The organism is Methylocystis sp. (assembly GCF_050246715.1).
Lineage (GTDB): Bacteria > Pseudomonadota > Alphaproteobacteria > Rhizobiales > Beijerinckiaceae > Methylocystis.
This window is the reverse complement of the sequence record NZ_JBFWVN010000004.1, coordinates 20,716-46,999: the sequence shown is the minus strand read 5'-3', so window position 1 is coordinate 46,999 and position 26,284 is coordinate 20,716. Positions and strand designations below refer to the sequence as shown.

Genomic DNA, 26,284 nt, shown 5'->3' with positions numbered 1-26,284 from the left:
TGGGCGCCGCCGCCAACGCTCGCCCCAAGGAAGGCGGAGCGCGAATTTTTTGCATCTTCCGCGACCTCTTGTCGCACATTAACTGACTGTGTTATTTAAATAAATTGGTTTTTTTGGGAGGCGTTTAAGAGGCCTCATGAGCGCATTGCCATCCGCTTTGAAACAAGCTAGGCTCCCTGTGATGCGGCAAGCATTCACGTAAAATCAAGAACAGGGGGAAAACGCATGGCCGTTAACGTTCACAGCTCTGGCGATGTCGGCAAGATGCTGATTTGGATCGCCGCTTTCGTCGCTTTCGTTATCGTCGCTCTGACCTGGGTTCCGGACTGGATTTCTCCCGAAGGAACCAATGGCACGGGCAACCGTAACGGCATGCAAGGCGAAGGCGTTGGCTCTACCGCTCGCATGATCCAGTAAGAAATACCCCTGCCGAAAGACTTGCCGGGCGCGCGAGCTCCCGGCGCTTGTCTGTTAGGGAGGATGATCGGCCCGGCGACGGCGCAGATCAGTTCGGAGCCGACGTTCTCGAGGTGATCGAGCGTCGGCTTCCGCGTTTTTGCGCCGCTGACGCGTCTCAACTGCGCTGCTAACGCGCCTTGCTCCAGATTTGCGCCAACCAATTTCGGTTTTGCGGTCCTAGAACGCGCAGCGGAAAATTGGGGGCCTCGCGTAAAGCGCGCTCTAAATCATTAGAATCGTTAACGTTATCTACGCTCAGGCGAGTCCGCCTGAATGCAGCGTGATCTAGGGTCAGCCAAAGCCAAAATTGCGGCAGCCGAATATTTTGCATCGCCGGTCCGCTTTCGACCAGGACGACCCCGAGCAATATCAGCACGCCGCCGAGGATCGCGGAACCCGTCAGGCGCTCGGACAGCAGGACGGCGCCCGACATGGCTGCGAAAACGCTTTCCAGCGACATGATCAGCGCGGCTTCGGCCGCAGGCGTATATTTGAGCGCCAGGATCTGAAGCGTGAAGGCGACGCCCCCAGAGCAAAGCCCTGCATAAAGGATCGACGGCAGCGCCGAGCGCAGGCCCTCTTGCGAAAAAGGCTCTAGGCTGAGCCCCATCACGGTTCCAAGCGCGCCGACAAGGCCGAACTGCGCAAAAGCCAGGAAATACGGCCGATCGCAGCGCGCGAGAAAGGCCGGGACGAGACTTATTCCGGCGGCCCACGCCACATCCGCGATCAACACCAGGCCGTCGCCTGACGTCCAGCTCGTCAGCAGCGCGCCGTCCGTCAGAAACCCGGCGCCGGCGACCGATACGACGCCGGCGACGAGAACGATCCGCCGCGGCCTCACGCCCGTCAGCGCAAAAACGAACAGCGGAACGAAGATCACGTAAAGCGCGGTGAGAAATCCGCCATTGGTGACCGTCGTCGTGGCAAGGCCCACCTGCTGCAAGACGGCGGCGACGAAGAGGCAAATCCCGATAAGCCCGGCGAGAGACCAATCGGCTTTCTGCAGCGGCGCTGCGTTCCGACGGCGTTCATAAAGCGCCAGCGGCGTCAGCGCGACGCAGGAGATGAGAAACCGCACGCCGACAAAGCTGATCGGCCCCACGAATTCGCCGCCGTTTTTTTGCGCGATGAAAGCCGTGCCCCAAATAACAGCGGCGAGAACAAGCAGCAGATCCGCGCGAATGCGGCTCATGGCAGGCCGGCGCTCTTCGAGCTCTGACGGCGCTGGTCCATGCGCTCCATCAGCGCATTCCATGCTTCGGCCGGCGCCCGCGAGAGCGCCTGAGCGGACTTAACGATCGGCATCGCCAATATGCCAAAGGACGAATGCGGGTCCACGCCCTCTTCTTCGACGCCATATTTGAGACGCGGATTTTTCACCGAAGGCATTTCGAGCGAACCGAACATCCAGTCCCAAACGGCGAGGACGCTGCCGAAGTTGCGATTGAAATGCTTAGGGTCCGTCGAGTGATGGATCTGGTGATGCGCGGGGCTTAGGACGATATGTCCGAAGAATCCGCGAAAGGGAATCCAGAACTGCGAATGCTGAAGATGTCCGATCGTCCAGAGGAAAAAAAGGAACAGGATGTTCTTCCCGTCGACCGTGAAGGATTCCGTGGTTCTCCCGAACGTCCAAGCCAGCGCGCCTGACGCCGAGCCGATGAACAGCGCCAGCATGTAGCCGAAAATTATGTTGTCGATCGGATGATTGCGAAAATTGGTGACCGGCGTCAGCGCCTCCGCCGTGTGATGCACCTTGTGGAGCTCCCACAAGAACGGAATCCGATGCTTGAGATAGTGATCGACCCAATAGCCGATCTCATAGGCCAGAAACAGCACGACAGTGCAAAAGACTTTTATCGACAGGTCGCAGCAGCCGGACGGCGCGCGCGCGCCGAAGGAACTTTGCAACGCGGCGCTCACCACCGTCGCGACGGCGTTCGACGAGATGACGAGCGCGCCCACGACGACGGGCATGAGAACGACGCTGAGCACGAAAAGATTGACGTCCGCCGCAAAGGACTTCGTCAGCAGGAGTCTCTTGTTGAAGATGGCGCGGGCGATGACCGGATAGTTGGCGCGTCCCCGGCGCGTCTTGCGCCGAAGGGTCAAGACCCAGACCGCGATGACAAAGGTCGTCGCCAGCGAATAGACCGAAAAAATCGAACCCGCCGAAAACAACTCGTTGGATATTCTCGCAACGAAAAAGCGGAGCGCGTCGTGAATATCCATCGAGCTTTTCGGTCCAAGCGATTTTGAGAGTTCGGCAGAAATTGACGCGCTTCGAGGCGCCCATTCTCTTCCAAAACTTGCATTGGCGGCGCGCGTCTCCTTTGACCACGCAAGCGACTGCCTGAGAAGCGTATTCGTTACGCGCGCCGCTGCCAAGGGCGGCATTCAATAGCTTGGAGCCAGCGATCACGCCTAGAATTCAATCCCTTCCTGCGCCTTGACCCCCGCCGCGAAGTGATGCTTGACCAGCGTCATTTCCGTGACGAGATCTGCCGCCGCGATGAGCTCCGGTTTGGCGTTGCGCCCGGTCACGACGACATTGAGGCTGTCGCGTCGCGCGGCGAGCGCGCCAAGCACCTCATCGAGCGGCAGATGCTCGTAGCGCAGCGCAATGTTCAACTCGTCGAGCACGAGCAGACGAATTTCCGGATCATCCATTAATTCGCGGGCCTTCTCCCAGGCGCGCCGCGCCGCGGCTTCGTCGCGGGCGCGGTCCTGCGTCTCCCAGGTGAAACCCTCGCCGAGCGTATGCCAGGAGACATTTCCAAGCTTTTCGAGCATGTCGCGCTCGCCGCTGCGCCACTGGCCCTTGCCGAACTGAACGACGCCGATTTTCCAGCCATGGCCGAGCGCGCGGAGCGCCAAGCCAAAGGCTGCGGTCGACTTGCCCTTGCCGGCGCCGGTATGAACCATCAGCAGGCCCTTGCGGGCGATGGTCTTGCCGGCGACCTCGGCGTCCTGAACCGCCTTGCGCTTCTCCATTTTGAGACGGTGGCGGCGCGCCTCGTCGTCTTCCTTCATCTCGGTCACGAGGCGCTCCTTTGCCCGTTTGACGGAAGCATGAGCCGCGCATATGACTAATCGGGACGGTCCTTCGCAAGAAGTGAAAAGGGAACGCGGCGCGGGCGCTACGCCCTTATCCGCGGCTGCCCCCGCAACTGTAGCCGGCAAGGTCCGCGCCATCGGCCACTGAGCGTTACGCTTGGGAAGGCGGCGCGGTCCGAAGACCCGGGAGCCAGGAGACCTGCCGTCTTGGCGATCTTTTCCGATCGCCGCGCGCATCGCATCGCCGCCGGTGGGGCGGCAGGGAGACCGATATGAAGGCCAAATCATTCGCCAATTCCGCCGCTCTCGCGCCCGCCAAGGCCGAGGCCCTGAAAGCCGCCGCCGTCGCGCTTATTCTCGGCTTTGGCCTCGTTTGGATCGCCGGCTTCGCCTATTCCGAAAACGTCCACGACGCGGCGCATGATACGCGCCACGCGCTCTCCTTCCCCTGCCATTAGGCCGCGACGCGCTTGATCGCGCGCGTATTGACGACCGGCCTCGTCGCCGGCCTTGTCGCCGGGCTCGCGGTCGCGGCCCTGCAGCATCTCACCACGACGCCGCTCATTCTCGCCGCTGAAGTCTATGAGACGGCGCAGCATGCGCATGACGGCGCCGAGGCGGGCGCGGCTTTGTCCGGCTTGAGCCGCACCGCGGCGACCAGCGTCGCGACGATCGCCGTCTCGATCGGCTATGCGCTCATTCTGCTCGCGGCCATGCTGCTCTCGGGCGACGCCATCGCGCCGCGCCGCGCCGCCCTTTGGGGCGCCTGCACCTTCGCCGCGACCGGTCTTGCGACGAGTCTCGGCCTCGCCCCACAGCTTCCCGGCATGGCGGAAACCGATCTTGCCGCTCGCCAAATCTGGTGGCTTGCGACGGCATTCGCGACCGGCGCCGGACTCTTTGCTCTGTTGCGGCTCGACTCGGCGGCGGCGAAGTTTGTTGGCGTCGCGCTGATCGTCGCGCCGCAGTTCTTCGCGCCGACGCCCGCCGCGCCGGAAAGCACCGCGCCCGCCGAACTCGCGGCGCGCTTCGCCGCCTCCTCGCTCGCAATTCAGGCAATCAGCTGGGCGCTCGCCGGCGCGCTCGCCGGCCTCGTCTGGCGGCTCCTGTCGCGCGAAAGTGAGGCGTCATGAGCGGCGCAAAAATTCCGGCGACGATCGTCACCGGCTTTCTCGGCGCGGGAAAGACGACGCTCATTCGTCATGTGCTGGAAAACGCCAGGGACCGACGCCTCGCGCTGGTGATCAATGAATTCGGCGATGTCGGCGTCGACGGCGAAATCCTGCGCGCCTGCGGCGTCGAGAACTGCCCCGACGAAAATATCGTCGAACTCGCCAATGGCTGTCTCTGCTGCACGGTCGCCGACGATTTCGTTCCGGCGATCGAGGCGCTGCTCGCGCATGAGAAGCGTCCCGACCACATCATCATCGAAACCTCAGGGCTTGCGCTGCCAAAGCCGCTGGTCAAGGCGTTCGACTGGCCGGCGATCCGCTCGAAACTCACGGTCGACGGCGTCATCGCGGTGATCGACGGCAAGGCGGTGGCGGAAGGTCGTTTCGCCGACGATCTCGACGCGATCGCCAAGGAGCGCGAAGTCACGCTAACGATCGATCATGATAATCCACTCGAAGAAGTGTTCGAAGATCAACTCGCCTGCGCCGATCTTATCATCCTCAACAAGACCGATCTCCTCGACGCCGATGAAGAACGTGAGGTTGCGGGCCGCCTGACGCGGGGCGCGCGCCAGGCGGCGAAACTCGTGCGCGCCAGCGGCGGAAAAGTCGATCCACTGGTGCTGCTCGGCCTTTCCGCGGCGGCGGAGAACGATCTCGCCAGCCGTCCGTCGCGTCACGACGATGAATCCGAGCATGATCACGACGACTTCGATAGTTTCGTCGTTTCGCTTTCGGCCGTGAGCGACCCGGCGGCGCTGGTTGCGCGACTGGCTGAAACGGCGCGTCTGCACGATGTGCTGCGCATCAAGGGTTTCGTCGAAGTCGTCGGCAAGCCGATGCGCCTCTTGGTGCAAGGCGTCGGCGCGCGCATCGAGCATCATTTCGATCGCGCATGGAAGCCCGGCGAGCCGCGCATGAGCCGCGTCGTGATCATCGGCGAAAAGGGCCTCGATCGCGACGCCGTCATCGCGACGCTGGCGCAGCAGTGAGGCGCGATGCATCTCCTCCCGCGCGATCTCCATAGTCTCGACGACGCCGGCGCCGCCGTCGACCTTGGGCAATCGCCCGCGGAGATCGTGTTTCTATCCTTTTCCGATTCCGAATTGCGCCTTGTCGCGCGGCTCTATGAGCAAAACGCCGCGACTCTCCCGAGCCTGCGCTGCGCCTCGCTCGCGCAGTTGAAGCATCCCTATTCCGTCGATCTTTATCTCGACACTGTCGCGCGACACGCCAAACTCATCGTCGTCCGCCTTCTCGGCGGCAAGGACTATTGGGCCTACGGCGTCGAGCAGCTCGAGGCGCAGGCGCGCGCGAACGGGATCGCGCTCGCGATCATCGCCGGCGACGCGCATGACGATGCACGCCTCAAACAAGCGTCGACGCTCGATATCGAAACGCTCGATCGCATCTGGCGGTTTTTTCAGAACGGCGGGCCGGACAATCTGCGGTCCTTCCTTGGCTATGCGGCGACGCTTGCGGGCCATGCGACGCAGTGGCGGGAGAGCGTTCCTGTATCGAACGCCGGGCGCTTTGAGGACGCTTGCCGCACTGGCGGCGCGCTGCGCGCGACGATCGTCTTCTATCGCGCCATGTTCCTCGCCGATGATGTGGCGCCGATCGTCGCGCTCGCCGATGCGCTGGCCGAACGCGGATTCGCGGTCGAGGCGATTTATGTTGCGAGCCTGAAAGAGGCCGAGAGCGAAGCCTTCGTGTCGCAAGCGCTCGAAACCTTTGCGCCAGACGTGATCCTCAACGCCACTGCCTTTTCGGCGCGGCGCGATGCGGGAAGCGTGCTCGATCGCGCCGACGCGCCGGTGTTGCAGGTCGCACTTGCAACATGTTCACGCGAAGCATGGGACGCTTCGACGCGGGGCGCGAACGGCGCCGATCTCGCGATGAATGTCGTGCTCCCGGAAGTCGACGGACGCATCTTCACGCGCGCGATTTCCTTCAAGGAGGAGGCGCCGCTGCGCCTCGCGGCGGAATTCAGCGAGACGCGCCATGCGCCGGAATCATCGCGCGTCGGCTTCGTCGCCGATCTCGCATTGAACTGGGCGCGGCTGCGGCGCAAGCCCAATCAGGAAAAAAGCCTCGCGCTTATTTTCTCCGACTATCCGGCGCGACGCGGCCGCGGCGGCTACGCCATCGGCCTCGACGCGGAAGCGAGCGTGCACGAGATTATCGAGGCGCTGCAAGAGGCGGGATATGACGTTGGCGCAATCCCCACCTCCCCCTTGAGGGGGGAGGTCGCGTCGCGGAGCGACGCGGGTGGGGGTGACATCCCGCATTGTGGGGGTTCACCCCACCCCGAACCGCTTCGCGGTTCGACCCTCCCCCCGCCAAAGTCGGCGGTTGCCGACGTTGGCCATTCAGAAAGCGCAAACCGGGTATTCCCGGTTTGCGGAGGGAGGGTGGTGCGCGCGCTGGTAGTAAAAGCTCATACAACCGACTTTCCGCTCGCCGCTTATTGCGCGTTACTCTCAACTCTCCCCGCGCCTTTCATCGAAAGCGTCAACGCCGCATGGGGGGCGCCGCAGGATGATCCGGCGGTCATCGATGCGGTCTTCCGCTTCTCCTGTCTCGAAGCCGGCAAGCTCGTCGTCGCGCTGCAGCCTGACCGCGGCGCGCGCACTGATCGTTACGAGACCTATCACGACATTCAGCGCCCGCCTCGCCACGCCTATGTCGCCTTCTATCTTTGGCTGCGGCATGTGCGGAACATCGATGCGCTCATTCATCTTGGCGCGCATGGCACGCTCGAATGGCTGCCGGGCAAATCGGTGATGCTATCCGAAAGATGCGCGCCGGAAGTCGTGCTCGGACCGACGCCGCTCATCTATCCGTTCATCGTCAATGATCCCGGCGAAGCGGCGCAGGCGAAACGCCGCACAGGCGCGGTGACGATCGGCCACCTGACGCCGCCGCTCGTTAACGCCGAACTCTTCGACGCGGCGGCGAAAATCGAAACGCTGCTCGACGAATATGCGACCGCGAGCGCGCTCGACGCGCGGCGCGCGCAACTCATCGCCGGCGCCATCGTCGACGAAGCCGAACGCAGCGGGCTTGCATCGGAGTGCGGCGTCTCGCGCCACATGGCCGTCGACGAGACCTTGACTCGGCTCGACGCCTGGATGTGCGATCTGAAGGAGATGCGCATCGGCGACGGGCTGCATGTCTTCGGGCGCGCCGCAGAAAATTCAGACGCCGATCCCGCACGCGACGCCTGCGCGCGCGCCGAACGCAAGGCGCTGATCGCCGCGCTCGCCAGCCGCTTCATCGAGCCTGGTCCAGCCGGCGCGCCCTCGCGCGGACGCGCCGATGTTTTGCCGACGGGCCGCAATCTCTATTGCATCGACCCGCGCCATGCGCCGACGCAGACCGCTTACGACATCGGCCGGCGCGCCGCGGCGGAAGTGATGACGCGTCATGCGCAGCAGCATGGCGAATTCCCGCGCCGCCTCATGCTCGATCTTTGGGGCAGCGCGACGATCCGCACCGGCGGCGAGGATTTCGCTCAGGCGCTCGCGCTGCTCGGCGTCGCACCGCATTGGGACACGGCAAGCGCGCGCGTCATCGGCTTCGAAATTCTGCCGCAGCCGCGCCGCGACTTTCCGCGCGTCGACGTGACGCTGCAGGTCTCGGGCCTGTTTCGCGACATGTTCCCGAACCTCATCGCGCTTTTCGATGACGCGGTGCGCGCCGTCGCCGCGCTCGACGAAGACGCGGAGGACAATCCGCTGAAGGCCGCAGACGATCTGCGCCGCATCTTCGGCGCCGCCGATGGAACATACGGCCTCGGCGTCTCCGATCGAGCGCTGCGCGGCGACTGGTCGAACCGCGACGATCTTGGACGCGCCTATCTTTCCGCCGCCGGTCACGCCTATGATCGCGCCGGCGACAGCAAGCAGGCCGTCGCTGTGTTCAGCGCGCGCGTCGTTGCAGCCGATGCGCATATCCATGTTCAGGACATGGCGGAGGTCGATGTTTTGATTGGACCCGCCTTCGCCGATTTTGAAGGAGGCTTCGCCGCCGCCAACGCCCTGCTCGGCGGCGACGCCGATCTCTTGCATCTCGACACCACCCGGCCCGAGCGACTCCGCGCACGCGCGCTTAAAGATGAGATCGCGCGTGTTTTACGCATGCGTCTCGCCAATCCGCAATGGCTGCAAGGTCAAATGCGCCACGGCCATCGCGGCGCCGGCGAGATTGCGGAGACCATCGACAATCTCTACGCCTTCGCCGCGACAAGCGGCCTCATCAGCGACGCGCAATTCGATCTCGCTTTTGACGCGACCTTGGGCGATGATGCGACACGCGAATTTATTGCCGCAGAAAATCCCCGAGCGCTGGAGGCGATCGCGCGCATTTTCAGCGAAGCGCTTGCGCGCGGCCTGTGGATGACGAAACGCAACAGCGTGCGCGACGCTTTAAGCAATGTTGAACGCCAATTCGAACGCCAAGAGGGAGGGCGTCTTGCCGCCACGGCCTGAAATCAAGGGCTGGTGCCCCGGCGCCTTCGCGCCAATGCCGAGCGGCGACGGCCTGCTGATCCGCGCCAAGGCGATCGGTTCGCGCCTGACCGCGGCGCAGGCGCGCGAGATCGCAAGGATCGCCGAAGACTGCGGCAATGGTCTCATCGACCTTTCGCAACGCGCGCAGCTGCAGCTGCGTGGGATCAGCGAAGCGACGATCGCCGAAGCGCTGCGCCGACTCGAAGCGATCGGCATGCTCGCGCCGAACGCAGACGCGGAGCGCGTCACCAATGTCATCGCGTCGCCGCTCGCCGGACTTGCCCCCGGGGCCTTCGACGCGAACGCCATGGCCGCCGAACTCGCCGCCGTACTGCAACGCGACGCGACGCTGCGCGCCCTGCCGCCGAAATTTCTGTTTCTTCTCGACGATGGCGGCGCCCCGTCGCTCGCAGAGGTCGAAGCCGATATTCGGATCGAAGCAGCTGCGAAGGGAGAGGCCGCAATCCGCGTCGCCGGCGCTCCCGATCGCGCCGTATTCGTCTCCGTCAACGAAGCGCTCGACGCAGCGCTGCGCCTTGCGCGCGCCTTTGTTGAGTTACGCGCGCAACATGCTTATGCCTTCAGACGCGTCCGCACATTGGTCGAAGCGCTTGGCGCTGATGCGATGCCGCACGCGGCGCGGCTCGCAATGCGCGCCTGCAATGAAACGCCCGCGCCTGCGCGATGGGCGCATATTTTTGGCGCGCAGCGCTGCGGCACCGTTACTTACGCCGGCGTCGGCGCGCCTTTCGGCCGCTGGCGCGCAAGCGAACTCGCGGCGGTCGCGGAATTTGCGCAAAGCGCGGGAACCGGCGAAATTCGCCTCACGCCTTGGCGCGCCTTGCTGATCATCACGCCCGATGAAGATGCCGCCCGACATGTCGTCTTGCGCGCGCAAGACCACGACCTCATCATCGCGGCCGACGACCAGCGCCTTGCCGTCATCGCCTGTCCAGGCGCCCCGGAGTGTCCGCAGGCGGTCGCCGAGACCCGCGCGCATGTCATGAATCTCGCGCCGCTCGCCCAAAAGATCGGCGGCGCCGATGGCGTCGGCTTGCATCTTTCGGGCTGCGCCAAAGGCTGCGCGCGCCAAAGCGCCTCGCCGATTACGCTGCTCGCCTGCGCCGAAGGATTCGATCTCATCGAGAACGGCGGCGCCGACGGCGCGCCGCGTTTACGAGCGCTGACTTTCGAGGCCGTCATCCGCGAACTTTCCGCGCGCGCCGCCGGAGGCGCGCCATGACCATTCGCTACGACTATATCCGCGACGGCGTCGCGATTTACGCGCGCTCCTTCGCGACCATTCGCGCCGAGTCGAATCTTTCGCGATTCACGCCGGAGCAGGAAAAGATTGCCGTGCGCATGATCCATGCCTGCGGCATGGTCGAGCTTGCCGACGACATCGAATTCTCGCCCGATTTCGTCGCCGCAGCGCGCGATGCGCTGCAGAAAGGCGCGCCGATTTTGTGCGACTCCAATATGGTCGCGCATGGCGTGACGCGCTCGCGCCTGCCGGCGGAAAATCAGGTCGTCTGCACGCTGCTCGATCCAAGCGTGCCGGCCCTCGCCGCGGAGCTCGGCAATACGCGCAGCGCTGCGGCGCTGGAATTGTGGCGCAACCGGCTCGACGGCGCCGTGGTCGCCATCGGCAATGCGCCGACGGCGCTCTTTCGCCTGCTGGAAATGATCGACGAAGGCGCGCCGCCGCCCGCCGCGATCATCGGCATGCCGGTCGGCTTCGTCGGCGCGGCGGAATCGAAGGAAGCGCTGCGCCAAGAGAGCCGCATTCCCTTCGTGATCGTCAAGGGGCGCAAGGGCGGCAGCGCCATGGCCGCCGCCGCGATCAACGCGCTGGCGAGCGAAACGGAATGAACGCGCTCGCGTCGACATCGCGTGAAGGCGTCGCGGCGCTCGGCGCGCTTATCGGCGTTGGGCTCGGCCCCGGCGATCCGGAGCTTGTCACCGTCAAAGCCGCGCGCCTCATCGGCGCCGCCAAAGTCGTCGCCTTTTTCGCCAAGCGCGGACGCGAGAGCCATGCGCGGGCGATCGCCGCGCCCTATCTCGCGCCGGATTGCGAAGAGATCGCGCTGCATTATCCGGTGACGACCGAGATTCCCTTCGATCAGCCCGAATATGTCGAATCGCTTCACCGATTTTACGAAGACTGCGTGACGCGCATTCGCGCCGTGCTCGAAGCCGGCCGCGACGTGACGCTGCTCTGCGAAGGCGATCCGCTGCTTTACGGCTCCTTCATGCATATGTTCGCGCGGCTCGACCAGCGCTTCCGTATCGAGATTTGCGCCGGCGTTTCCGGCATGTCCGGCTGTTTCGCAGCGGCGCGCCAGCCGATGGCCTGGGGCGACGACATTCTCACCGTTCTGCCGGCGACGCTCGATGAAGAGAGTCTCGCCTCGCGTCTCGCCGCAACCGACGCCGCCGTGGTGATGAAGCTCGGCGGCAATTTCGCCAAGCTGCGGCGCGCGATGATCCGCGCCGGCGTCATCGATCGCGCGATCTATGTCGAACGCGGCGCAATGCCCGGCGAGAAAATCATGCGCTTTGCCGACAAGCGCGACGACGACGCGCCTTATTTCTCGATGGCGCTGGTGCCGGGGCGAGGCCGGCGTCCTTGAGCGGCGCGCTTTACATCGTCGGCCTCGGTCCGGCCGATGCGCGATGGCTGACTCATGAGGCGCAGGAAGCGCTGCAAGCGGCGCAGGACATTATCGGCTATGCGCCGTATGTCGTGCGCGTTCCCGAGCGCGCGGAACAGACGCGGCTTGCAAGCGATAATCGCGTCGAAATCGACCGGGCGCGCGAGGCGCTGGCGCGCGCCGCACAAGGGCGCCGCGTCGCCGTCGTTTCGGGCGGCGACCCCGGCGTCTTTGCGATGGCGGCGGCGGTATTCGAGGCGCTCGATTGCGGCCCGCACGAATGGCGTGATCTCGACATTCGCGTATTGCCCGGCGTGTCGGCGATGCAGGCGGCTGCGGCGCGGCTCGGCGCCCCGCTGGGACATGATTTCTGCGCGATCTCGCTCTCCGACAATCTCAAGCCTTGGGAGCTCATCGCCAAGCGGCTCGAACATGCGGCGCAAGGCGACTTCGTCATCGCTCTCTACAATCCGGCGTCGCGCGCGCGGCCGACGCGCATCGACGACGCCTTCGCGCTTCTGCGTCGCCATCTTCCCGGCGACACTTTCGTCGGCCTCGCCAAATCCGTCGGCCGCGAGAATGAGGAGATCATTCTGACGCGGCTCGATGAAGCCGAGGGCGATAAGGTCGACATGTCGACGCTGGTCATCATCGGCGCGAGCGGCACGCGACGAATTGTGCGCGAGGGCGGGCGCGATTGGGTCTATACGTCGCGGAAGGCGACATGAACGCGCCTTGGCTGTCGCTGATCGGGCTTGGCGAAGACGGCGCCGACGCGCTGTCGCCGGCGGCGCGCGCGCTCATTGCGCAAGCTTCGCTGCTTGTCGGCGGCGCGCGCCATCTCGCGATGATCGACGCGCCCGCCGAGCGCTTGCAATGGCCGTCGCCGCTGACCGACGCGCTGCCGCGCATTCTCGCGCAGCGCGGCAGGCCGACGGTGGTTCTCGCCTCGGGCGATCCGTTCTTCTATGGCGTCGGCGATCTCATCGCGCGCCATGTCGCGCATGATGAAATTTTCTGCATTCCGGCCCCGTCGGCGTTTTCGCTCGCGGCGGCGCGGCTCAAATGGAGCCAGCAGGATTGCGCGCTGCTGTCGCTGCATGGCCGCGCCTTCGAGCGCGTGACGCCGCATTTGCAGCCGCGCGCGAAAATCATCGCGCTCTCCTGGGACGAGACGACGCCGGCGCGTCTCGCGCGCCATCTCGCCGCGCGCGGCATGGGCGCGTCGCGCCTCCATGTGCTCGAACGGCTCGGCGGGCCGCATGAGCGCCTACGCCATGCGTGCGCCGACGCATTCGCCCTCGACGACATCGCGCCGCTCAACACGATCGGCGTCGAAGTCGAAGCCGACGGCGACGCGCCGGTCATTCCGCTTGCGCCGGGCCTGCCCGATGAATGGTTCGAACATGACGGACAGCTCACCAAGCGCGACATCCGCGCCGTGACTCTCTCGGCGCTCGCGCCGCGCAAGGGCGAATTGCTGTGGGACGTCGGCGCCGGCGCCGGTTCGATCGCCATCGAATGGATGTTGAGCGATCCTTCAAACCGCGCCATCGCCATCGAACGCGACGCGGCGCGCGCCGCGCGCATCGCGCGCAATGCGCTCGCGCTCGGCGTTCCCGATTTGCGCGTCGTCAATGGCGAAGCGCCGCCAGCGCTTGCCGAACTTGAAACGCCGCAAACGATCTTCATCGGCGGCGGCGCCGACGCTGCGACGCTTGCCGCAACATGGGATGCCCTGCCCCGCTTCGGGCGCATCGTCATCAACGCCGTGACGATCGAAACTCAGTCGCTTCTCGCCGACGCTTTTCGCGAGAAGGGCGGCGAGCTATTGCATTTGCAGATCGCCCATGCGCGCCCAATCGGCCGCTTCCATACATTCGATCCGGCGATGGCGGTGACGCAATGGCGGGCGGTGAAGAGATGAAAGCTCGTCATTGCGAGCGCAGCGAAGCAATCCGAGGCCGCGAGGCGAAGTCTGGATTGCTTCGTCGCTGCGCTCCTCGCAATGACGGCATTACGCGCGCACCCTCTCCCATCGGGAGAGGGTGGCCACGCGCAGCGGGACCGGGAGAGGGGTTTCCATTCTTGATCATTTGCAAAGATCAATCGATCGAACGGCGCGGCCAAACTCCATCACCGCGATACCCCTCACCCCGGTCCTTCGGACCGACCCTCTCCCAATGGGAGAGGGTGGGCGCGCGCCTATGACCGAGGCGCCGACTTACGCCTTCGGCCTCGGCGCGAGGCGCGGCGTCGCTGCGCAGGATATCGTCGAACTGGTGCGCCGCGTCGCGCAGACTCACAATGTCGATCTGCGCGACGCGCGGCTCTGCGCGCTCGAAAGCAAGGCTGAGGAAGCCGGCCTGCACGAGGCCGCGCGCGAACTTCGCGTCGAACTTATCTTTCTGCCGCTCGCGGCGTTGCGCGCCCGCAAGGCGCCGGCCGCGACGCATTCACCGCGCGTGCAGGCGCTGTTCGGCGTCGGCAGCGTCGCTGAAGCCGCCGCGCTGGTCGGCGCCGGCGCCAGCAGCCGCCTTGTCGCGCCGCGCGTCACGACGCCCGTCGCCGCTTGCGCTTTAGCGAAGCGCGGCGGAGAGGACATTTCATGACCGTGCATTTCATCGGCGCTGGCCCGGGCGCCGCCGATCTCCTCACGCTGCGCGGACGCGATCTCATCGCGCGCTGTCCGGTCTGCCTTTACGCCGGCTCGCTCGTCCCCGGGGGCGTGCTTGCGCATTGTCCGCAAGGCGCGCGCATCGTCGATACGGCGCCGCTGTCGCTCGACGACATCATTGCCGAGATGAAACAGGCGCATGACGCCGGCCTCGAGGTGGCGCGGCTGCATTCCGGCGATCTCTCGATCTGGAGCGCGGTCGGCGAACAGATGCGCCGCCTCGACGCGCTCGCCATTCCCTATACGATGACGCCGGGCGTGCCCGCCTTCGCGGCGGCGAGCGCGGCGCTGAAACGCGAACTCACGCTGCCGGAAGTCGCGCAATCTTTGGTGCTGACCCGCACGTCGGGGCGCGCGTCTTCGATGCCTGATAGCGAAAGACTCGCGACATTCGCACAATCTGGCGCGACGCTCGCAATTCATCTTTCGATTCATGTGCTGGCGCAGGTGGTGGAAGAGCTGACGCCATTTTACGGCGGCGGCTGTGCCGTCGCGCTCGTCTATCGCGCCTCATGGCCGGACGAGCGGATGGTTCGCGGAACGCTCGCCGACATTGAAGCGCGCGCGGCCGAGACGCCGATGGAGCGCACCGCGCTTATTCTCGTCGGGCCGGCGCTGGCGAGCGAAGATTTTCGCGAAAGCGCCCTTTACGACGCGGACTATGACCGACGCTTTCGCCCGAGAGGCGAAAGGTGAACGCGCCCGGCCTGCTGATCGGCGCGGCGCGCTCGTCATCGGGCAAGACGACGCTGACGCTCGGTCTGATGCGGGCGCTGACGCGGCGCGGTCTGCACGTCGCACCGGTCAAATGCGGGCCCGACTATATCGATCCCGCCTTTCACGCGGCGGCGACCGGCCACGACGGCGTCAATCTCGATTCTTGGGCGATGGACGCTGATCTGATCGCGCGCCTCGCCGCGCGGGCGGGCGAAGACGCCGACATCGTCATCGCCGAAGGCGCCATGGGCCTCTTCGACGGCGCGCCGGGCGGCGCGGCGGGCACAGGCGCCAGCGCCGACGTCGCGGCCATGCTCGGCTGGTCGGTCGTTCTCGTTCATGATGTTTCCGGACAGGCGCAGACGGCGGCGGCAGTCGTTCGCGGGCTCGCCGCGCATGACGCGCGCGTAAACATCGCCGGCATCGTGTTGAATCGCGTCGGCTCCGAACGTCATCGCAGACTTGCCGGCGAGGCGATCGAAGCGCTGGGCCTGCCAGTGCTCGGCGCGCTGCCGCGCGACGAGTCGGTTGCGCTCCCGGAACGCCATCTCGGCCTGGTGCAGGCGGGCGAAACGCCGGAGCTCGACGCGCGGCTCGACGCGCTCGCGGATTTCGTCGAGGCGCATGTGGATGTGGACGCGATTGTCGCGTGCGCGACTGTCGCCGCAACCGGCGATGTCATTCCCGACGCTTCGCGAAAGCGAAGCGTTCGGGAATCCAGCATGACGGCAGAGGCGCCTGTCGCGGCTCTGGATTCCCGATCGCCCGCTTCGCGGGCGTCGGGAATGACAAGCGGCGCGGTGATCCCGCCCCCTGCCCAGCGGATTGCGGTTGCGCGCGACGACGCCTTTTCCTTCTTCTATCCGCATCTCGCGCAGAGCTGGCGTGACGCTGGCGCGGAGCTGTTGTTCTTCTCGCCGCTCGCCGACGAGGCGCCGCCGGATGATTGCGATCTCTGCTGGCTGCCGGGCGGTTATCCGGAACTGCACGCCGGCCGGCTGTCGGCGGCGCGCGCCTTCATCGACGGGTTGCGGCGTTTCTCTGACCGGCGGTGGGTTCACGGCGAGTGCGGCGGCTATATGGTTCTCGGCCGCGCGCTGATTGACGCCGCTGGCGACGCGCATGAAATGGCGGGATTGCTGGAACTGGAAACGAGCTTCGCCACGCGCAAGCTCCATCTCGGCTATCGCCGCGCCAGATTGGCGGCGCAACATCCGCTCGGCGCCGCCGGTCTGCCTTTGCGCGGGCATGAGTTCCATTATGCGAGCGTTATTCGCGAAGAGGGCGCGCCCTTCGCACTGGCGCATGACGCCTATAGCGATGAGCCGCGCCCTGCGGGACTGGCGCGCAATGGCGTTTCCGGCTCCTTTTTCCACCTGATGGCGTAAAAAAGGGCCGCCGGACGAACCAGCGGCCCAAGTCAAGGGAGGAAACGCCCAAGGAGGGCTACGAAGCGAAACAACTCTCGCTGCGTCGCACTGTTATATTGCTGCGCCGCACAAGAGTCAAGATCGAATTTTGCGAATTGTGAAGTTGCAGCCTAACGCCAACTCCCCGACCATTTATGAGAAAAGAAAGCCGCGCCAAGGCGCGGCTTTAGTTCGCTCGAAGGATTGAGAAATATCAAAGTGATTGCGGCTAATGAACTCTGGACGGTCTCCTCACGCCAATGGAAGCGGGCGGAATAGGAATGTCGTCCATCAGCGCGGCCCTATGGGCGCCCGACGGCTTCTTCACGCTGTTGGTCGGGCTGGGGTCTGAAGCGGCGAGGGCCGACATGTCGCGGCGGTCGCTACGCGCCGTCGCCATCGCCATGACGCGCACCGGCTTCCCGCTGTTGTCGGCCGCCTTCGCCGCGGCCGAGGTCACAACCGGCGATGCGGCTGACTTGGCCGCCGCTTGCCCGCCGCCCCAGCCTGGCTTCTCGTCCAGGTCGATTTCTGTAGGCGCAACGATCGTCTCAGGCCGGCTGACCTGGGACACGCGCGACGCAAAGCTCGGATGCTGTCCGCCATCCTGGTAAACGACCCGCACCGGCTTAACGCCGCGTTGCGCGAGCTCAGCGACTTTCGCCTCGTCCTGCGCGCGCCTTTCGGCCACCGCCTGAGCGACTTCTGGATTCTGCTGCAACGGCGGACAGGCGGCGTTTGGATCGAGATGCTCGGCTCCTTCCGCATTGAACACGTAACGCCGATTGCAGAACCCGACTTGCGGCTCCTGCAGGGTCAGCTCGAAATGGTCGGAGCCTTCCTTAAGCTGCTTCCAGAAATCGATGTTGGGATCGAGCCGATGCTTGGCGAGATTCAGCGCCGTCATCCTGAAGGGGTAGGATTGCATTTGAATTGAGCGCTGACCGCCGGCAAGCGACGAGCGGGCGATGGCGTAGATTTCAGCGATCTGATTGTCGGTCATCGAAAAGCAGCCGGCCGACGAGCAGGCGCCATGCACCATAATGTCGCCGCCCGTGTGCCCCAGGGCGCGGTCGAGCGCGTTCGGATAGCCGACGTTGAACGAGAGATAGTAGCTCGAATTCGGATTCATCTGCGCCGGGCCGATCGCATAAAAGCCCTCGGGCACCTGGCGATCGCCCTGCTGGCGCTTGGGTCCGAGCTGGCCAGACCAGCGGCACATCGGAAAAGTCTTGAGATGGACATAGCGGCCGTCCGACCGCATCTTCCAGATTTCGAGCTCCGCCTCCTTCTTATAGGCGCGGATCAGCATCGGCGCCTCTTTGGTCGTGCCGATCTGCTCCATGAGGGCGACGGTTTGATAGGGAATCGGCGCCTGCGAACGATGCGCGAGACCGCTCTGGTCACAGGCCGAAAGCGCAAAGGCGGCCAGAACGGCAAGCCCCAGAGCCGGCGCTATGCCTCCAATCTTCATGACGTTCCCTCCGGCGGCGCTGGCGCCGCCGCGTCGGCCTCGAATGCGAAGCCGCCAAGCGTGGGTCACCAGAGACCAACAATGGGACGAGAACGTGTCCGCGTCAGCGGGAATCGGGCGCGTAAGCGCCGATCAAGACGAATCTTTCGGGATTTACCTTAACGCTTCTCGTCGAGTTTCCGGCCGATTCCCAGAAATTTGTCGGCGCGGGCCTGTTTCAGCTGCTCGCGCGAAAAATTCGCCAGATCCGCAAGCTCCTTGGCGAGCGCCTCTCCCACCGCGCCGATGGCCGCCTCCGGATCGCGATGCGCGCCTCCCGGCGGCTCCGTCACAATCAGGTCGATGATCCCGAACTTCAAAAGATCCTGGGCCGTGATCTTCATGCTCGTCGCCGCCTCCTGAGCCTTGGCGGAGTCGCGCCACAGGATCGAGGCCGAAGCCTCTGGCGAGGCCACGGTATAGACGGAGTGCTCGAGCATCAGCACCTTGTTGGCGGCGGCGATCGCGATCGCGCCGCCGGAGCCGCCCTCCCCCACCACCACCGCGACATTGGGCACGCCGAGCGAGAGCGACACGTCGGTCGAGCGGGCGATCGCCTCGGCCTGGCCGCGCTCTTCGGCGTCGATGCCGGGAAAAGCGCCGGCGGTGTCGACGAGAGAGACCACCGGCAGGCCGAAGCGGTCGGCAAGCTCCATCAGGCGCACGGCCTTGCGATAGCCCTCGGGCCGCGCCATGCCGAAATTGTGATGGAGCCGGCTCGAGGTATCCGAGCCCTTTTCCTGGCCGATGATGCAGATCGGCTCGCCCCGGAAGCGCCCGAAGCCGCCGACGATTGCGGCGTCCTCGCCGAACAGCCGGTCGCCCGCGAGCGGGGTGAACTCCTCGACGAGCTGCTGAACGTAATCGGAAAAATGCGGTCGCTGCGGATGCCTTGCGACCTGAATCTTCTGCCAGGGGGTAAGGCCGGCGTAGAGATCGGCGAGCGCCTTGGCGGCTTTCGCCTGGAGCTTGCCGAGCTCCTCGCCGATCGACACGGCCTCGCCGTTTTCAGCCAGCGCGCGCAGCTCGTCCACCTTGGTTTCGAGTTCCGCGACCGGCTTTTCAAAATCGAGATAGGAGCGCATCGAGAGGACGTGTTTCCTTAAAAGAGAGACCCCTTGCCGGCGGGCGCAAACTCGCCGCAACCGGCCCTTAAGTCAAGGAAGCGAAAGCGCGCGCAGCCCAGTTGCGGCGCGCGCTTCTTGAGGTAATTGTGGCGGCCGAACCGGCAGGTGCCGCATTCCAGGAATGGTCGTTCCATGGCGTCTTCGCAAGAGCCGATAAGCCGTTTCATTCGCGCCGTCGACGGCCTGCGCCTGCACGCTCTCGACTATCCCGCGCCGCCAGGCGACGGCGCCCGCGCGCTGCCCGTCGTCTGCCTGCCGGGACTGGCGCGCTCGGCCGATGATTTCGACTGCGTCGCCAGAGCGCTGCAGGCCGACGGCCGGCGGATTCTGGCGCTCGACTACCGTGGGCGCGGCCGGTCCGATTGGGATCCGGACTGGCGCCGCTACGATTTTGACGTCGAGCAGGGCGACATCGCGGCGCAGCTTGCCGATGCTGGCGTCGCGCAAGCTGTGTTTATCGGCACGTCGCGCGGCGGTCTGCATACGATGCGCATTGCGGCGCGACGGCCGGGAGTGGTTCGCGCCGCCGTGCTCAACGACATCGGACCGAAAATCGAACATGCCGGCCTGCTGCGCATCAAGCGTTACGTCGGCAGGCTGCCGCCGATCCCCACGATGCGCGAGGCGATCGCCTTGATGCGAATGACCGCAGGCGTCGACTTCTCCGGCGTCTCGGCGCAGGAATGGGACGCCTATGCGCGTCTCACCTTCATCGAGAAGGACGGCAAGGTCGAGCTGCGCTACGATCCGGAATTGTCGCATACGCTCGATTCGGTCGAGCCCGACGTTGCGCCCGAGGAACATTGGGACGACTTCGCCGCGCTATCGGACGTTCCAATCCTCGCCATCCGCGGCGCGAATTCGGATATTCTCTCGCCCGAAGTCTTCGACGAAATGGCGCGGCGCGCGCCGCGACTGGAGCAAGTCCTGGTCGAAGGCCAGGGGCATGCGCCGCTGCTACTCGACGAGCCAACGATTTCGCGCATCGCCGACTTCGTCCGCAAATGTCCTTAACTGTCGCCGAGAGGTCTGTTCTCGTTAGGGGGCATAGCCCTGAGCTTGATTGAGCCGGGAGATCGCGGCGCCGACATTGATCGCCGCGCTCGCCTGCATGCGCTGAGCATCGAGCTGAAGCTGACGCACGCGAAAAAGGTCGAAGGCGCTCAACTCGCCAAGCTTGAACGCCTTGCGCGACAGCTCGAATTGATCATTGGCGACGCCAAGACGGCTGTCGGCAAGTTTCGCCGCACGCTGCGCCGCCGCCAGATTGTCGCGCGCCGCCTTTATCTCCGCAAGAATGATCCGCTTCGCGCGCTCATATTCCGCCGTGGCGCGGTCCATTTCGGCGAGCGCCGCGGCGCGTCTCGGCTCGCTGCGGCCCATCGTCGGCAAAGGAATACGGATGCGAACGCCGATGGTCGTCGAATTCGTGCGCTGGTTCGACAGCGGCTGAGAGGGATCCGTCGAATATTGATCGTTATAATCGCGCCGTCCGAACACGCCGATTTCGGGACTGTCGATCGGCGTGGCGTCGACGAGCTGCGCCTGTGCTTGCGCGCGCTCGAGCGCGGCGCGCGGCGCGCGTAAGGCTGGATGATTTTCTATGTCGATTGCGGGACGCACCGACTCGAGGCTTCCATCGGGCGGCGCGCCGCTGGTCAATGCCATGTAGTTGACGCGCGCCACCTTCACCGCGCCCTCGGCTTGCGCAAGTTCGGTTTCGGCGGCGAGAGTCTCGTTTTCCGCAAGCAATTCGTCAGTCTTTGAAGCGTCGCCGAGCTCCACGCGGCGAGTCATGTCCGTCCCTATGTCTCGCGCGGTGGCGACGCGATTGCGCGCGACCGAGGCTTCGCGCTCCGCTCGCTGGGCGCTCCACCACGCATTGCGCAATGCGCCGGCGACTTCAAGTCGGCGAAGCGCCAGCCGCTCCTCCACCTCGAAGAGGCTGGTGGCAACCGTCGCCGCGAAGGCGTCGCGCTGCCCCGGCAGCCACAACGGCATGCCTGCCTCAATCTCCGTTTCGTTGTAATTGCGCATATTGCCGGTGACATTGCTGGAGATATTGTTGCGCTGCGAGCCGCTAATATAAGGCGAACCCGGCGTAATCGAATTGGCTGTCGCATAGCGCGCAGAAGTGGCGCGAAATTGCGCCTCGAGCGAGAGGCTTTGCGCGTCGATGGAGACCGCGATCTCAAGGTGCTTGGGCAGCGCTCCGGAGCGCTGCGGCTTGGACGACGGCCGCCGCGCACGGTTCTTTTTGGGCGACGGCTTGACTGACGCTTTGATGTGCGTCTCCGCCGCCTCCTCCTGCTCTTGCGCCCTGACCTCCGTCTCAAGGGGCAAAGCGAAAGCAAACAAGGAGAAGGCAGCGAGAACCGCGCTCGGCCTCATGCGCGAGCGTCCTCGCGCCGGCGTGTCGAGGCGGCGCGACGCAACGCGCGCGCACTGAACTTCTGGCGGAACACCATGCCGAGATTAGCTGTTCGATCGTAGAGAATTGGCAGCAGAATTAGGGTCAAAACTGTGGCGGATATGAGCCCGCCGATGACGACGACGGCGAGCGGACGCTGGATTTCGGCCCCCGGCCCATGAGCAAACAGGAACGGAATCAAGCCGAAGGCGGCGATGGTGGCAGTGAGCAGAACAGGCCGCATGCGCCGGCGCGCGCCCTCCAACACCGCTTCGCGCGTGCTGCGCGTGCCTTCGGAGACGAGCTTGTTGATGTAGGAAATGAGAACGACTCCGTTGAGCACGGCGATTCCGACAAGCGCGATAAAGCCGACGGACGATGGCACCGAGATGAATTCCCCCGAGAGCCACAGCCCCAGAATGCCGCCGATTGCCGCGAAGGGCACGTTGCAGAACACCAGCGTCGCCTGCAGCACCGAATTGAACGTTACATAAAGCAGCAGGAAAATCAGCGCCATCGCGATCGGCACGACGATCGCCAATCGCGCCGAAGCGCGCTGCTGGTTTTCGAACTGGCCGCCCCATTGATAGCGATAGCCCGGCGGCGTCCTGACATTCTTGGCGACGGCTTTCTTGGCTTCTGCGACGAATCCGACGAGATCGCGTCCGGAGACGTTGGCGAGGACGGTGGCGAAGCGACGGCCGTCCTCGCGAACGACCTGGATCGGCCCGTTCTCCACGCGCACGTCGGCAAGCTGTGACAATTCGACCACCTTGCCTTCGGAGGACACCATCGGCAGCCGGGCGAAATCCACGGATGAGCGGCGCGACGTCTCCGAGCCGCGGATGACGAGCGGCGTGCGGATCGGTCCTTCCAGCACGATGCCGACGGGCTGACCGTCGACCCAGACGCGGAGCGCGTCCTGAATCTCGCTGGCGTTGAGCCCGAAGCGCCCGGCCGCGAGCCGGTCAACGCGCGCCGTCAGATAGCGCATGCCATCGTTCTGCAGCCCGAACACGTCGCGCGCGCCCTTGATCTTGCGCAACGTCGCCGCGACTTCGCGGGTGAGCCGGTTCAGCTCGTCGATGTCGTCGCCGAAAATCTTGACGACGACGTCGCCGCGCGCGCCGATGATCATTTCCTGCACGCGCATGTCGATCGGTTGCGAAAAGGCATAGGAAATTCCCGGCATGCCGTCGAGCACGGCGCGAACCTCGCCCATCAGCCAATCTATGTCCTTGCCGCGCCATTCGCTTTGCGGCGCCAGGGTGAGGAAGTTATCGGTGTCGTTGAGGCCAACCGGATCGATGCCAAGTTCGTCGGCGCCGGCGCGCGCCATCATTCCCTTGACTTCCGGCACGCGCTCCATGATTTCGCGCTGAATGCGCATATCAGTTTCCGCGGCCATATTGACGCTGATCGTGGGATGTTTGCGAACGGTGATGACCGGCGTGCCCTCATTCATCACCGGCATGAAGGTCTGACCAAGGCGCGCATAAGCAGTGACGGCGATGACGAGGCCAATGAGAGCCGCGGCGCCGACGATTATTGGCCGATCGAGCGAACGCCTGAGCAGCGGCTCGTAGACCGCCGCGATCTTGCGCACGAGCCAGGGCTCGTCGGCATGACCCGGCTTCAACAATGTCGCGCTGAGCGCCGGCACGACGGTAAGCGACAGCACGAGCGCCGATCCGAGGGCGAAAGCGATGGTCAGCGCCACCGGCGCGAACAGGCGCCCCTCCAGACCTTCGAGAGAGAGCAGCGGCAGGAATACGGTGACGATGATGACGACGCCCGACGTCAGCGGCACGGCGACCTCGCGAGTCGCCTCAAACGTCATGAAAATGCGGTCGGAGAGGCTGGCGTCATGCGCATGCGCCATGCGATGTTCGACGTTCTCGACGACGACGACGGCGCAATCGACCAGAAGTCCGATGGCGATCGCGAGACCGCCGAGCGACATGATGTTCGCCGACAAGCCCCACCAGCGCATGATGCCGAAGGTCGACAGCGCGGCGAGCGGTAGAATGAGCGACACGACGACCGCCGCCCGCAGGTTGCCGAGAAACAGGGCGAGCAGAAGGACGACAAGAACGATCGCCTCGATCAACACCTTTTGCACGGTCCAGACCGCCTTGCCGATCAATTCGCTGCGATCGTAGAAGATTTCGATCTTGGCGCCGTTCGGCAGGTTCGGCTCGATTTCGGCAAGCCGCGCCTTCACGCCATTGACCACCATCCGTGCGTCGGCGCCACGAAGGCCGAGCACCAGGCCCCACACCGCCTCGCCTTCGCCGTTGCGCACGACGACGCCATTGCGCGGAAGCGCGCCGTTGCGCACCTCGGCGACGTCGCCCACACGCACGATGCCCGTGTCGCGCGCGGCGATCACGACAGAGCGGATGTCCTCGAGCGAGCGCAATCGGCCTTCGGCGCGCACCAGCAGAGCTTCCTCGCCGTCGCGCACGCGCCCTGCGCCATCGTTCTTGTTGTTGTTGGAAAGCGCAGATTGGAGCGTTTCCACGGTGACGCCGCGCGACGCCATGGCGGCAGGCGAAGGCGCGACTTCAAAGGTGCGCACGAAACCGCCGAGCACATTGAGGTCGGCGACGCCCGGCAGGCCGCGGATGGCGGGACGTATGGTCCAGTCGAGCAGCGTGCGCTGCTCGGTCGGCGTGAGATCGCCGCCGACGATGGTGAACATCAGCATTTCGCCAAGCGGCGTGACGATCGGCGCGAGACCGCCGGAGACTCCGTCCGGCATCTGACTTTGCGCCTGCGCCAGACGCTCATTGACCTGGGCCCGGGCCCAGTAGATGTCGGTTCCTTCTGAAAATTCGAAGGTGATCAGCGTCACCGAATAACGCGTCATCGAGCGCATGCGGATGAGATTGGGAATGCCCTTCGCCGCGAGTTCGATCGGGACGGTGACGCGCGACTCGAGCTCCTCGGGCGTGAGGCCCGGCGCGCGCATCGCGACCAGCACCTGCACCGGCGCGACATCCGGAAAGGCGTCGATCGGCAGCTTGAAATAGCTGACCGCTCCCCAACCGGCGAGGCCGAGCGCGCCGAGAAAGACGAGCAACCGCTGTTGAAGCGCGGCGCGGATCAGCCGTTCAAGCATGGCTCGTCGTCACCTTTCGGCTTCGGCCAGTTCAGCCAGCAAGGTCAGCAGGCCGCGCGTCGCCACGCGCGCGCCGGCTTTGAGCACTCCCTGGACCGACGCGTATTGGGGCGTTTCGGAAAGCAGCATCACGGGCGTCGCGACAAAGCCTTCGGGGGTGCGTACAAACACCCAGTTGTGGTTTTTGAAGTTCACCAGCGCATCGGCGGAAACGCGCCACTGCTTCTCGCCGCCGCCGGTAATGCGCATGATCGCCTGCACCGCCTGGCCAGGACGCAGCGAGCTGCGTCCGGTTCGAAACTCCGCCACGGCCGTGACCGACTGCGTCGCCGCATCGACCGTGCGGCCGATGCGAATGAGCCTGCCGTCGAGCCCCGCCGATGGCAAATGCACGCGATCGACATTGACGAGCGCGGCGGCGCGGCCAAGCGGCACCTGCAGATTGACCCAGATTGGATCGAGCCGCGCAATAGTGACGAGAGGCGCCGAAGCCTGCACGCGCTCACCCGTCGTTCCGTGGCGCTGTAGGATCGTTCCAGAGATCGGCGCGCGCACCACGAGCGAGCTTGCAAGCTTTCGGTCACGCTGAAGCGCGTCGATCTCTTGATCGGTCATCCCGGCGAGCGCGAGAATCTGCCGCCGCTCGTCAAGCGACGAGCGCGCCTGAGTGGCTTCGGCCCGCGTCACGATCAAGCGGCGCTCGGCGATGATGTGCTCTTTGAATAACTGCTCGTCGCGCCGCAGCTTCTCAGCCGCGAGATTGGCGTCCGAAACGGCGTGTAGAAAGGCCCGCTGCGCCTCGACGAGCTCGGACGACTTCAATGTGGCGATCGGCGCGCCCTGCTTCACGTCCTGATCGACCGCGACCAGCAAGGTCTCGACAAGGCCGGCCGCCGGCGTGGCGACAATGCGCAGCTGCTGCGGCGGCACGGCGACGACGCCGGGCACGACAAGCTCGCCCATCCCCGACTCCGACTCGACAGGCTGAGTCTCGACGCCGGCCACGCGCATCTGTTCCTCGGTGATCTTCACCAGGATCGGCTGGGGAAAATTCTGATTCTCCTCGGGCGCGCCCTGCGCAGCGCCGGCGCTGAAGCTCAGAAGGCCGCCAACAGTGAAAACGCGAAGGAAAAGAGCAAGCATTCGCCGCATGTGATTGATCTTGAACCTTAGCTTTGCAAGCCGTCAGCGCTTTTGCGCGCTCGAAGCTATCGGCGTCGTTCCAGAGACGATGCGGCGCATGCCGCAGCCCACGCGCGCGGCGGACGCCGAACTGAGGCCCCGGCGCCGCAACGGCCTTGATTTTGCCCGGACGCTTCGAGCTGCTCAAGGCAATTCGGCCATTTGGTGGAGATTTTCCAGAAAAACCCGCAGCGCAAGTTCTTTGCGGCGCGTCTTTCGGTCGCAAATGACGACGCCGGTTCTATAATCACGGCAGAAACGTGGCT

At 65.0% G+C, this 26,284-nt stretch carries 22 protein-coding genes and 1 riboswitch; of the genes, 14 read left to right on the top strand and 8 right to left on the bottom strand.

Annotation, left to right across the window (positions count from 1 at the left end; translation table 11 throughout):
- Positions 1-225 precede the first annotated feature (225 nt).
- Positions 226-417 carry a hypothetical protein gene (locus AB7I51_RS03315; RefSeq protein WP_428405523.1) on the top strand — a complete coding sequence of 64 codons (192 nt, stop codon included), beginning with the start codon at positions 226-228 and terminating at the stop codon, positions 415-417.
- A gap of 169 nt (positions 418-586) precedes the next feature.
- Here the strand turns inward: AB7I51_RS03315 and AB7I51_RS03310 are convergent, their stop codons facing one another.
- The 3 genes from AB7I51_RS03310 to cobO form a co-directional block, all read right to left on the bottom strand.
- Complete coding sequence (locus tag AB7I51_RS03310; RefSeq protein WP_428405522.1) at positions 587-1,654, bottom strand: DMT family transporter; 1,068 nt, start codon at positions 1,652-1,654, stop codon at positions 587-589.
- Positions 1,651-2,694: a sterol desaturase family protein gene (locus AB7I51_RS03305; protein ID WP_428405521.1), complete on the bottom strand. Its 1,044-nt coding sequence runs from the start codon at positions 2,692-2,694 to the stop codon at positions 1,651-1,653. The genes AB7I51_RS03310 and AB7I51_RS03305 overlap by 4 nt, the downstream gene beginning before the upstream one ends.
- A 192-nt stretch (positions 2,695-2,886) precedes the next feature.
- Complete coding sequence (cobO, locus tag AB7I51_RS03300; protein ID WP_428405524.1) at positions 2,887-3,495, bottom strand: cob(I)yrinic acid a,c-diamide adenosyltransferase; 609 nt, start codon at positions 3,493-3,495, stop codon at positions 2,887-2,889.
- Between the two features lie 49 nt (positions 3,496-3,544).
- A riboswitch (cobalamin riboswitch) is annotated at positions 3,545-3,740 on the top strand.
- Between the two features lie 51 nt (positions 3,741-3,791).
- Here cobO and AB7I51_RS03295 point away from each other — a divergent pair.
- The 12 genes from AB7I51_RS03295 to AB7I51_RS03240 all read left to right on the top strand — a co-directional run bounded on the left by AB7I51_RS03295 (position 3,792) and on the right by AB7I51_RS03240 (position 16,641).
- Positions 3,792-3,977 (top strand): CbtB domain-containing protein, encoded by a 186-nt coding sequence (locus AB7I51_RS03295; RefSeq protein ID WP_428405520.1) that lies wholly within the window; start codon positions 3,792-3,794, stop codon positions 3,975-3,977.
- A 12-nt stretch (positions 3,978-3,989) separates the two neighbouring features.
- Positions 3,990-4,652 (top strand): CbtA family protein, encoded by a 663-nt coding sequence (locus AB7I51_RS03290; protein ID WP_428405519.1) that lies wholly within the window; start codon positions 3,990-3,992, stop codon positions 4,650-4,652.
- Positions 4,649-5,683 carry a cobalamin biosynthesis protein CobW gene (cobW, locus tag AB7I51_RS03285; RefSeq protein WP_428405518.1) on the top strand — a complete coding sequence of 345 codons (1,035 nt, stop codon included), beginning with the start codon at positions 4,649-4,651 and terminating at the stop codon, positions 5,681-5,683. The genes AB7I51_RS03290 and cobW overlap by 4 nt, the downstream gene beginning before the upstream one ends.
- Positions 5,684-5,689: 6 nt before the next feature.
- Positions 5,690-9,184, top strand: a complete 3,495-nt coding sequence (gene cobN, locus AB7I51_RS03280; RefSeq protein WP_428406118.1) for a cobaltochelatase subunit CobN — start codon at positions 5,690-5,692, stop codon at positions 9,182-9,184.
- The gene (gene cobG / locus AB7I51_RS03275; RefSeq protein ID WP_428404274.1) at positions 9,168-10,448 is read left to right on the top strand and encodes a precorrin-3B synthase; all 1,281 of its coding nucleotides are present in this window, start codon (positions 9,168-9,170) and stop codon (positions 10,446-10,448) included. Before cobN ends, cobG begins: the two co-directional genes overlap by 17 nt.
- Positions 10,445-11,077: a precorrin-8X methylmutase gene (locus AB7I51_RS03270; protein WP_428404273.1), complete on the top strand. Its 633-nt coding sequence runs from the start codon at positions 10,445-10,447 to the stop codon at positions 11,075-11,077. The genes cobG and AB7I51_RS03270 overlap by 4 nt, the downstream gene beginning before the upstream one ends.
- Positions 11,074-11,838 (top strand): precorrin-2 C(20)-methyltransferase, encoded by a 765-nt coding sequence (locus AB7I51_RS03265; RefSeq protein ID WP_428404272.1) that lies wholly within the window; start codon positions 11,074-11,076, stop codon positions 11,836-11,838. Before AB7I51_RS03270 ends, AB7I51_RS03265 begins: the two co-directional genes overlap by 4 nt.
- The gene (gene cobJ, locus AB7I51_RS03260) at positions 11,835-12,587 is read left to right on the top strand and encodes a precorrin-3B C(17)-methyltransferase (protein WP_428404271.1); all 753 of its coding nucleotides are present in this window, start codon (positions 11,835-11,837) and stop codon (positions 12,585-12,587) included. The genes AB7I51_RS03265 and cobJ overlap by 4 nt, the downstream gene beginning before the upstream one ends.
- A complete protein-coding gene (gene cbiE / locus AB7I51_RS03255) occupies positions 12,584-13,786 on the top strand; it encodes a precorrin-6y C5,15-methyltransferase (decarboxylating) subunit CbiE (RefSeq protein WP_428404270.1) in 1,203 nt (400 codons plus the stop codon). The genes cobJ and cbiE overlap by 4 nt, the downstream gene beginning before the upstream one ends.
- Before the next feature lie 280 nt (positions 13,787-14,066).
- Positions 14,067-14,471, top strand: a complete 405-nt coding sequence (locus tag AB7I51_RS03250) for a cobalamin biosynthesis protein (protein WP_428404269.1) — start codon at positions 14,067-14,069, stop codon at positions 14,469-14,471.
- Complete coding sequence (cobM, locus tag AB7I51_RS03245) at positions 14,468-15,232, top strand: precorrin-4 C(11)-methyltransferase (protein ID WP_428404268.1); 765 nt, start codon at positions 14,468-14,470, stop codon at positions 15,230-15,232. Before AB7I51_RS03250 ends, cobM begins: the two co-directional genes overlap by 4 nt.
- Positions 15,229-16,641, top strand: a complete 1,413-nt coding sequence (locus AB7I51_RS03240) for a cobyrinate a,c-diamide synthase (RefSeq protein ID WP_428404267.1) — start codon at positions 15,229-15,231, stop codon at positions 16,639-16,641. Before cobM ends, AB7I51_RS03240 begins: the two co-directional genes overlap by 4 nt.
- Before the next feature lie 250 nt (positions 16,642-16,891).
- Here the strand turns inward: AB7I51_RS03240 and AB7I51_RS03235 are convergent, their stop codons facing one another.
- On the bottom strand, positions 16,892-18,136 hold the full coding sequence (locus tag AB7I51_RS03235) for a L,D-transpeptidase family protein (protein WP_428404266.1): 1,245 nt from the start codon (positions 18,134-18,136) through the stop codon (positions 16,892-16,894).
- Positions 18,137-18,294: 158 nt separating this feature from the next.
- On the bottom strand, positions 18,295-19,260 hold the full coding sequence (locus tag AB7I51_RS03230) for an acetyl-CoA carboxylase carboxyltransferase subunit alpha (protein WP_428404265.1): 966 nt from the start codon (positions 19,258-19,260) through the stop codon (positions 18,295-18,297).
- Between the two features lie 174 nt (positions 19,261-19,434).
- Here AB7I51_RS03230 and AB7I51_RS03225 point away from each other — a divergent pair, with 174 nt between their 5' ends.
- A complete protein-coding gene (locus AB7I51_RS03225) occupies positions 19,435-20,316 on the top strand; it encodes an alpha/beta fold hydrolase (protein WP_428404264.1) in 882 nt (293 codons plus the stop codon).
- Positions 20,317-20,340: 24 nt separating this feature from the next.
- Here the strand turns inward: AB7I51_RS03225 and AB7I51_RS03220 are convergent, their stop codons facing one another.
- Genes AB7I51_RS03220 through AB7I51_RS03210 form a run of 3 tightly spaced genes read right to left on the bottom strand, consistent with a single transcriptional unit; the run spans position 20,341 to position 25,988 of the window.
- Positions 20,341-21,693 carry a TolC family protein gene (locus tag AB7I51_RS03220; RefSeq protein ID WP_428404263.1) on the bottom strand — a complete coding sequence of 451 codons (1,353 nt, stop codon included), beginning with the start codon at positions 21,691-21,693 and terminating at the stop codon, positions 20,341-20,343.
- Positions 21,690-24,836, bottom strand: coding sequence for an efflux RND transporter permease subunit (locus AB7I51_RS03215; RefSeq protein WP_428404262.1), 3,147 nt, complete (start codon positions 24,834-24,836; stop codon positions 21,690-21,692). Before AB7I51_RS03215 ends, AB7I51_RS03220 begins: the two co-directional genes overlap by 4 nt.
- 9 nt (positions 24,837-24,845) lie before the next feature.
- The gene (locus AB7I51_RS03210) at positions 24,846-25,988 is read right to left on the bottom strand and encodes an efflux RND transporter periplasmic adaptor subunit (RefSeq protein ID WP_428404261.1); all 1,143 of its coding nucleotides are present in this window, start codon (positions 25,986-25,988) and stop codon (positions 24,846-24,848) included.
- Between the last annotated feature and the right edge of the window lie 296 nt (positions 25,989-26,284).

Bases quoted from the DNA above. Each gene is read 5' to 3' on its own strand.
- AB7I51_RS03315 (WP_428405523.1), top strand. From the start codon at position 226: ATGGCCGTTAACGTTCACAGCTCTGGCGATGTCGGCAAGATGCTGATT.
- AB7I51_RS03310 (WP_428405522.1), bottom strand. From the start codon at position 1,654: ATGAGCCGCATTCGCGCGGATCTGCTGCTTGTTCTCGCCGCTGTTATT.
- AB7I51_RS03305 (WP_428405521.1), bottom strand. From the start codon at position 2,694: ATGGATATTCACGACGCGCTCCGCTTTTTCGTTGCGAGAATATCCAAC.
- cobO (WP_428405524.1), bottom strand. From the start codon at position 3,495: ATGAAGGAAGACGACGAGGCGCGCCGCCACCGTCTCAAAATGGAGAAG.
- AB7I51_RS03295 (WP_428405520.1), top strand. From the start codon at position 3,792: ATGAAGGCCAAATCATTCGCCAATTCCGCCGCTCTCGCGCCCGCCAAG.
- cobW (WP_428405518.1), top strand. From the start codon at position 4,649: ATGAGCGGCGCAAAAATTCCGGCGACGATCGTCACCGGCTTTCTCGGC.
- cobN (WP_428406118.1), top strand. From the start codon at position 5,690: ATGCATCTCCTCCCGCGCGATCTCCATAGTCTCGACGACGCCGGCGCC.
- AB7I51_RS03270 (WP_428404273.1), top strand. From the start codon at position 10,445: ATGACCATTCGCTACGACTATATCCGCGACGGCGTCGCGATTTACGCG.
- AB7I51_RS03265 (WP_428404272.1), top strand. From the start codon at position 11,074: ATGAACGCGCTCGCGTCGACATCGCGTGAAGGCGTCGCGGCGCTCGGC.
- cbiE (WP_428404270.1), top strand. From the start codon at position 12,584: ATGAACGCGCCTTGGCTGTCGCTGATCGGGCTTGGCGAAGACGGCGCC.
- AB7I51_RS03250 (WP_428404269.1), top strand. From the start codon at position 14,067: ATGACCGAGGCGCCGACTTACGCCTTCGGCCTCGGCGCGAGGCGCGGC.
- cobM (WP_428404268.1), top strand. From the start codon at position 14,468: ATGACCGTGCATTTCATCGGCGCTGGCCCGGGCGCCGCCGATCTCCTC.
- AB7I51_RS03235 (WP_428404266.1), bottom strand. From the start codon at position 18,136: ATGAAGATTGGAGGCATAGCGCCGGCTCTGGGGCTTGCCGTTCTGGCC.
- AB7I51_RS03230 (WP_428404265.1), bottom strand. From the start codon at position 19,260: ATGCGCTCCTATCTCGATTTTGAAAAGCCGGTCGCGGAACTCGAAACC.
- AB7I51_RS03225 (WP_428404264.1), top strand. From the start codon at position 19,435: ATGGCGTCTTCGCAAGAGCCGATAAGCCGTTTCATTCGCGCCGTCGAC.
- AB7I51_RS03220 (WP_428404263.1), bottom strand. From the start codon at position 21,693: ATGAGGCCGAGCGCGGTTCTCGCTGCCTTCTCCTTGTTTGCTTTCGCT.
- AB7I51_RS03215 (WP_428404262.1), bottom strand. From the start codon at position 24,836: ATGCTTGAACGGCTGATCCGCGCCGCGCTTCAACAGCGGTTGCTCGTC.
- AB7I51_RS03210 (WP_428404261.1), bottom strand. From the start codon at position 25,988: ATGCGGCGAATGCTTGCTCTTTTCCTTCGCGTTTTCACTGTTGGCGGC.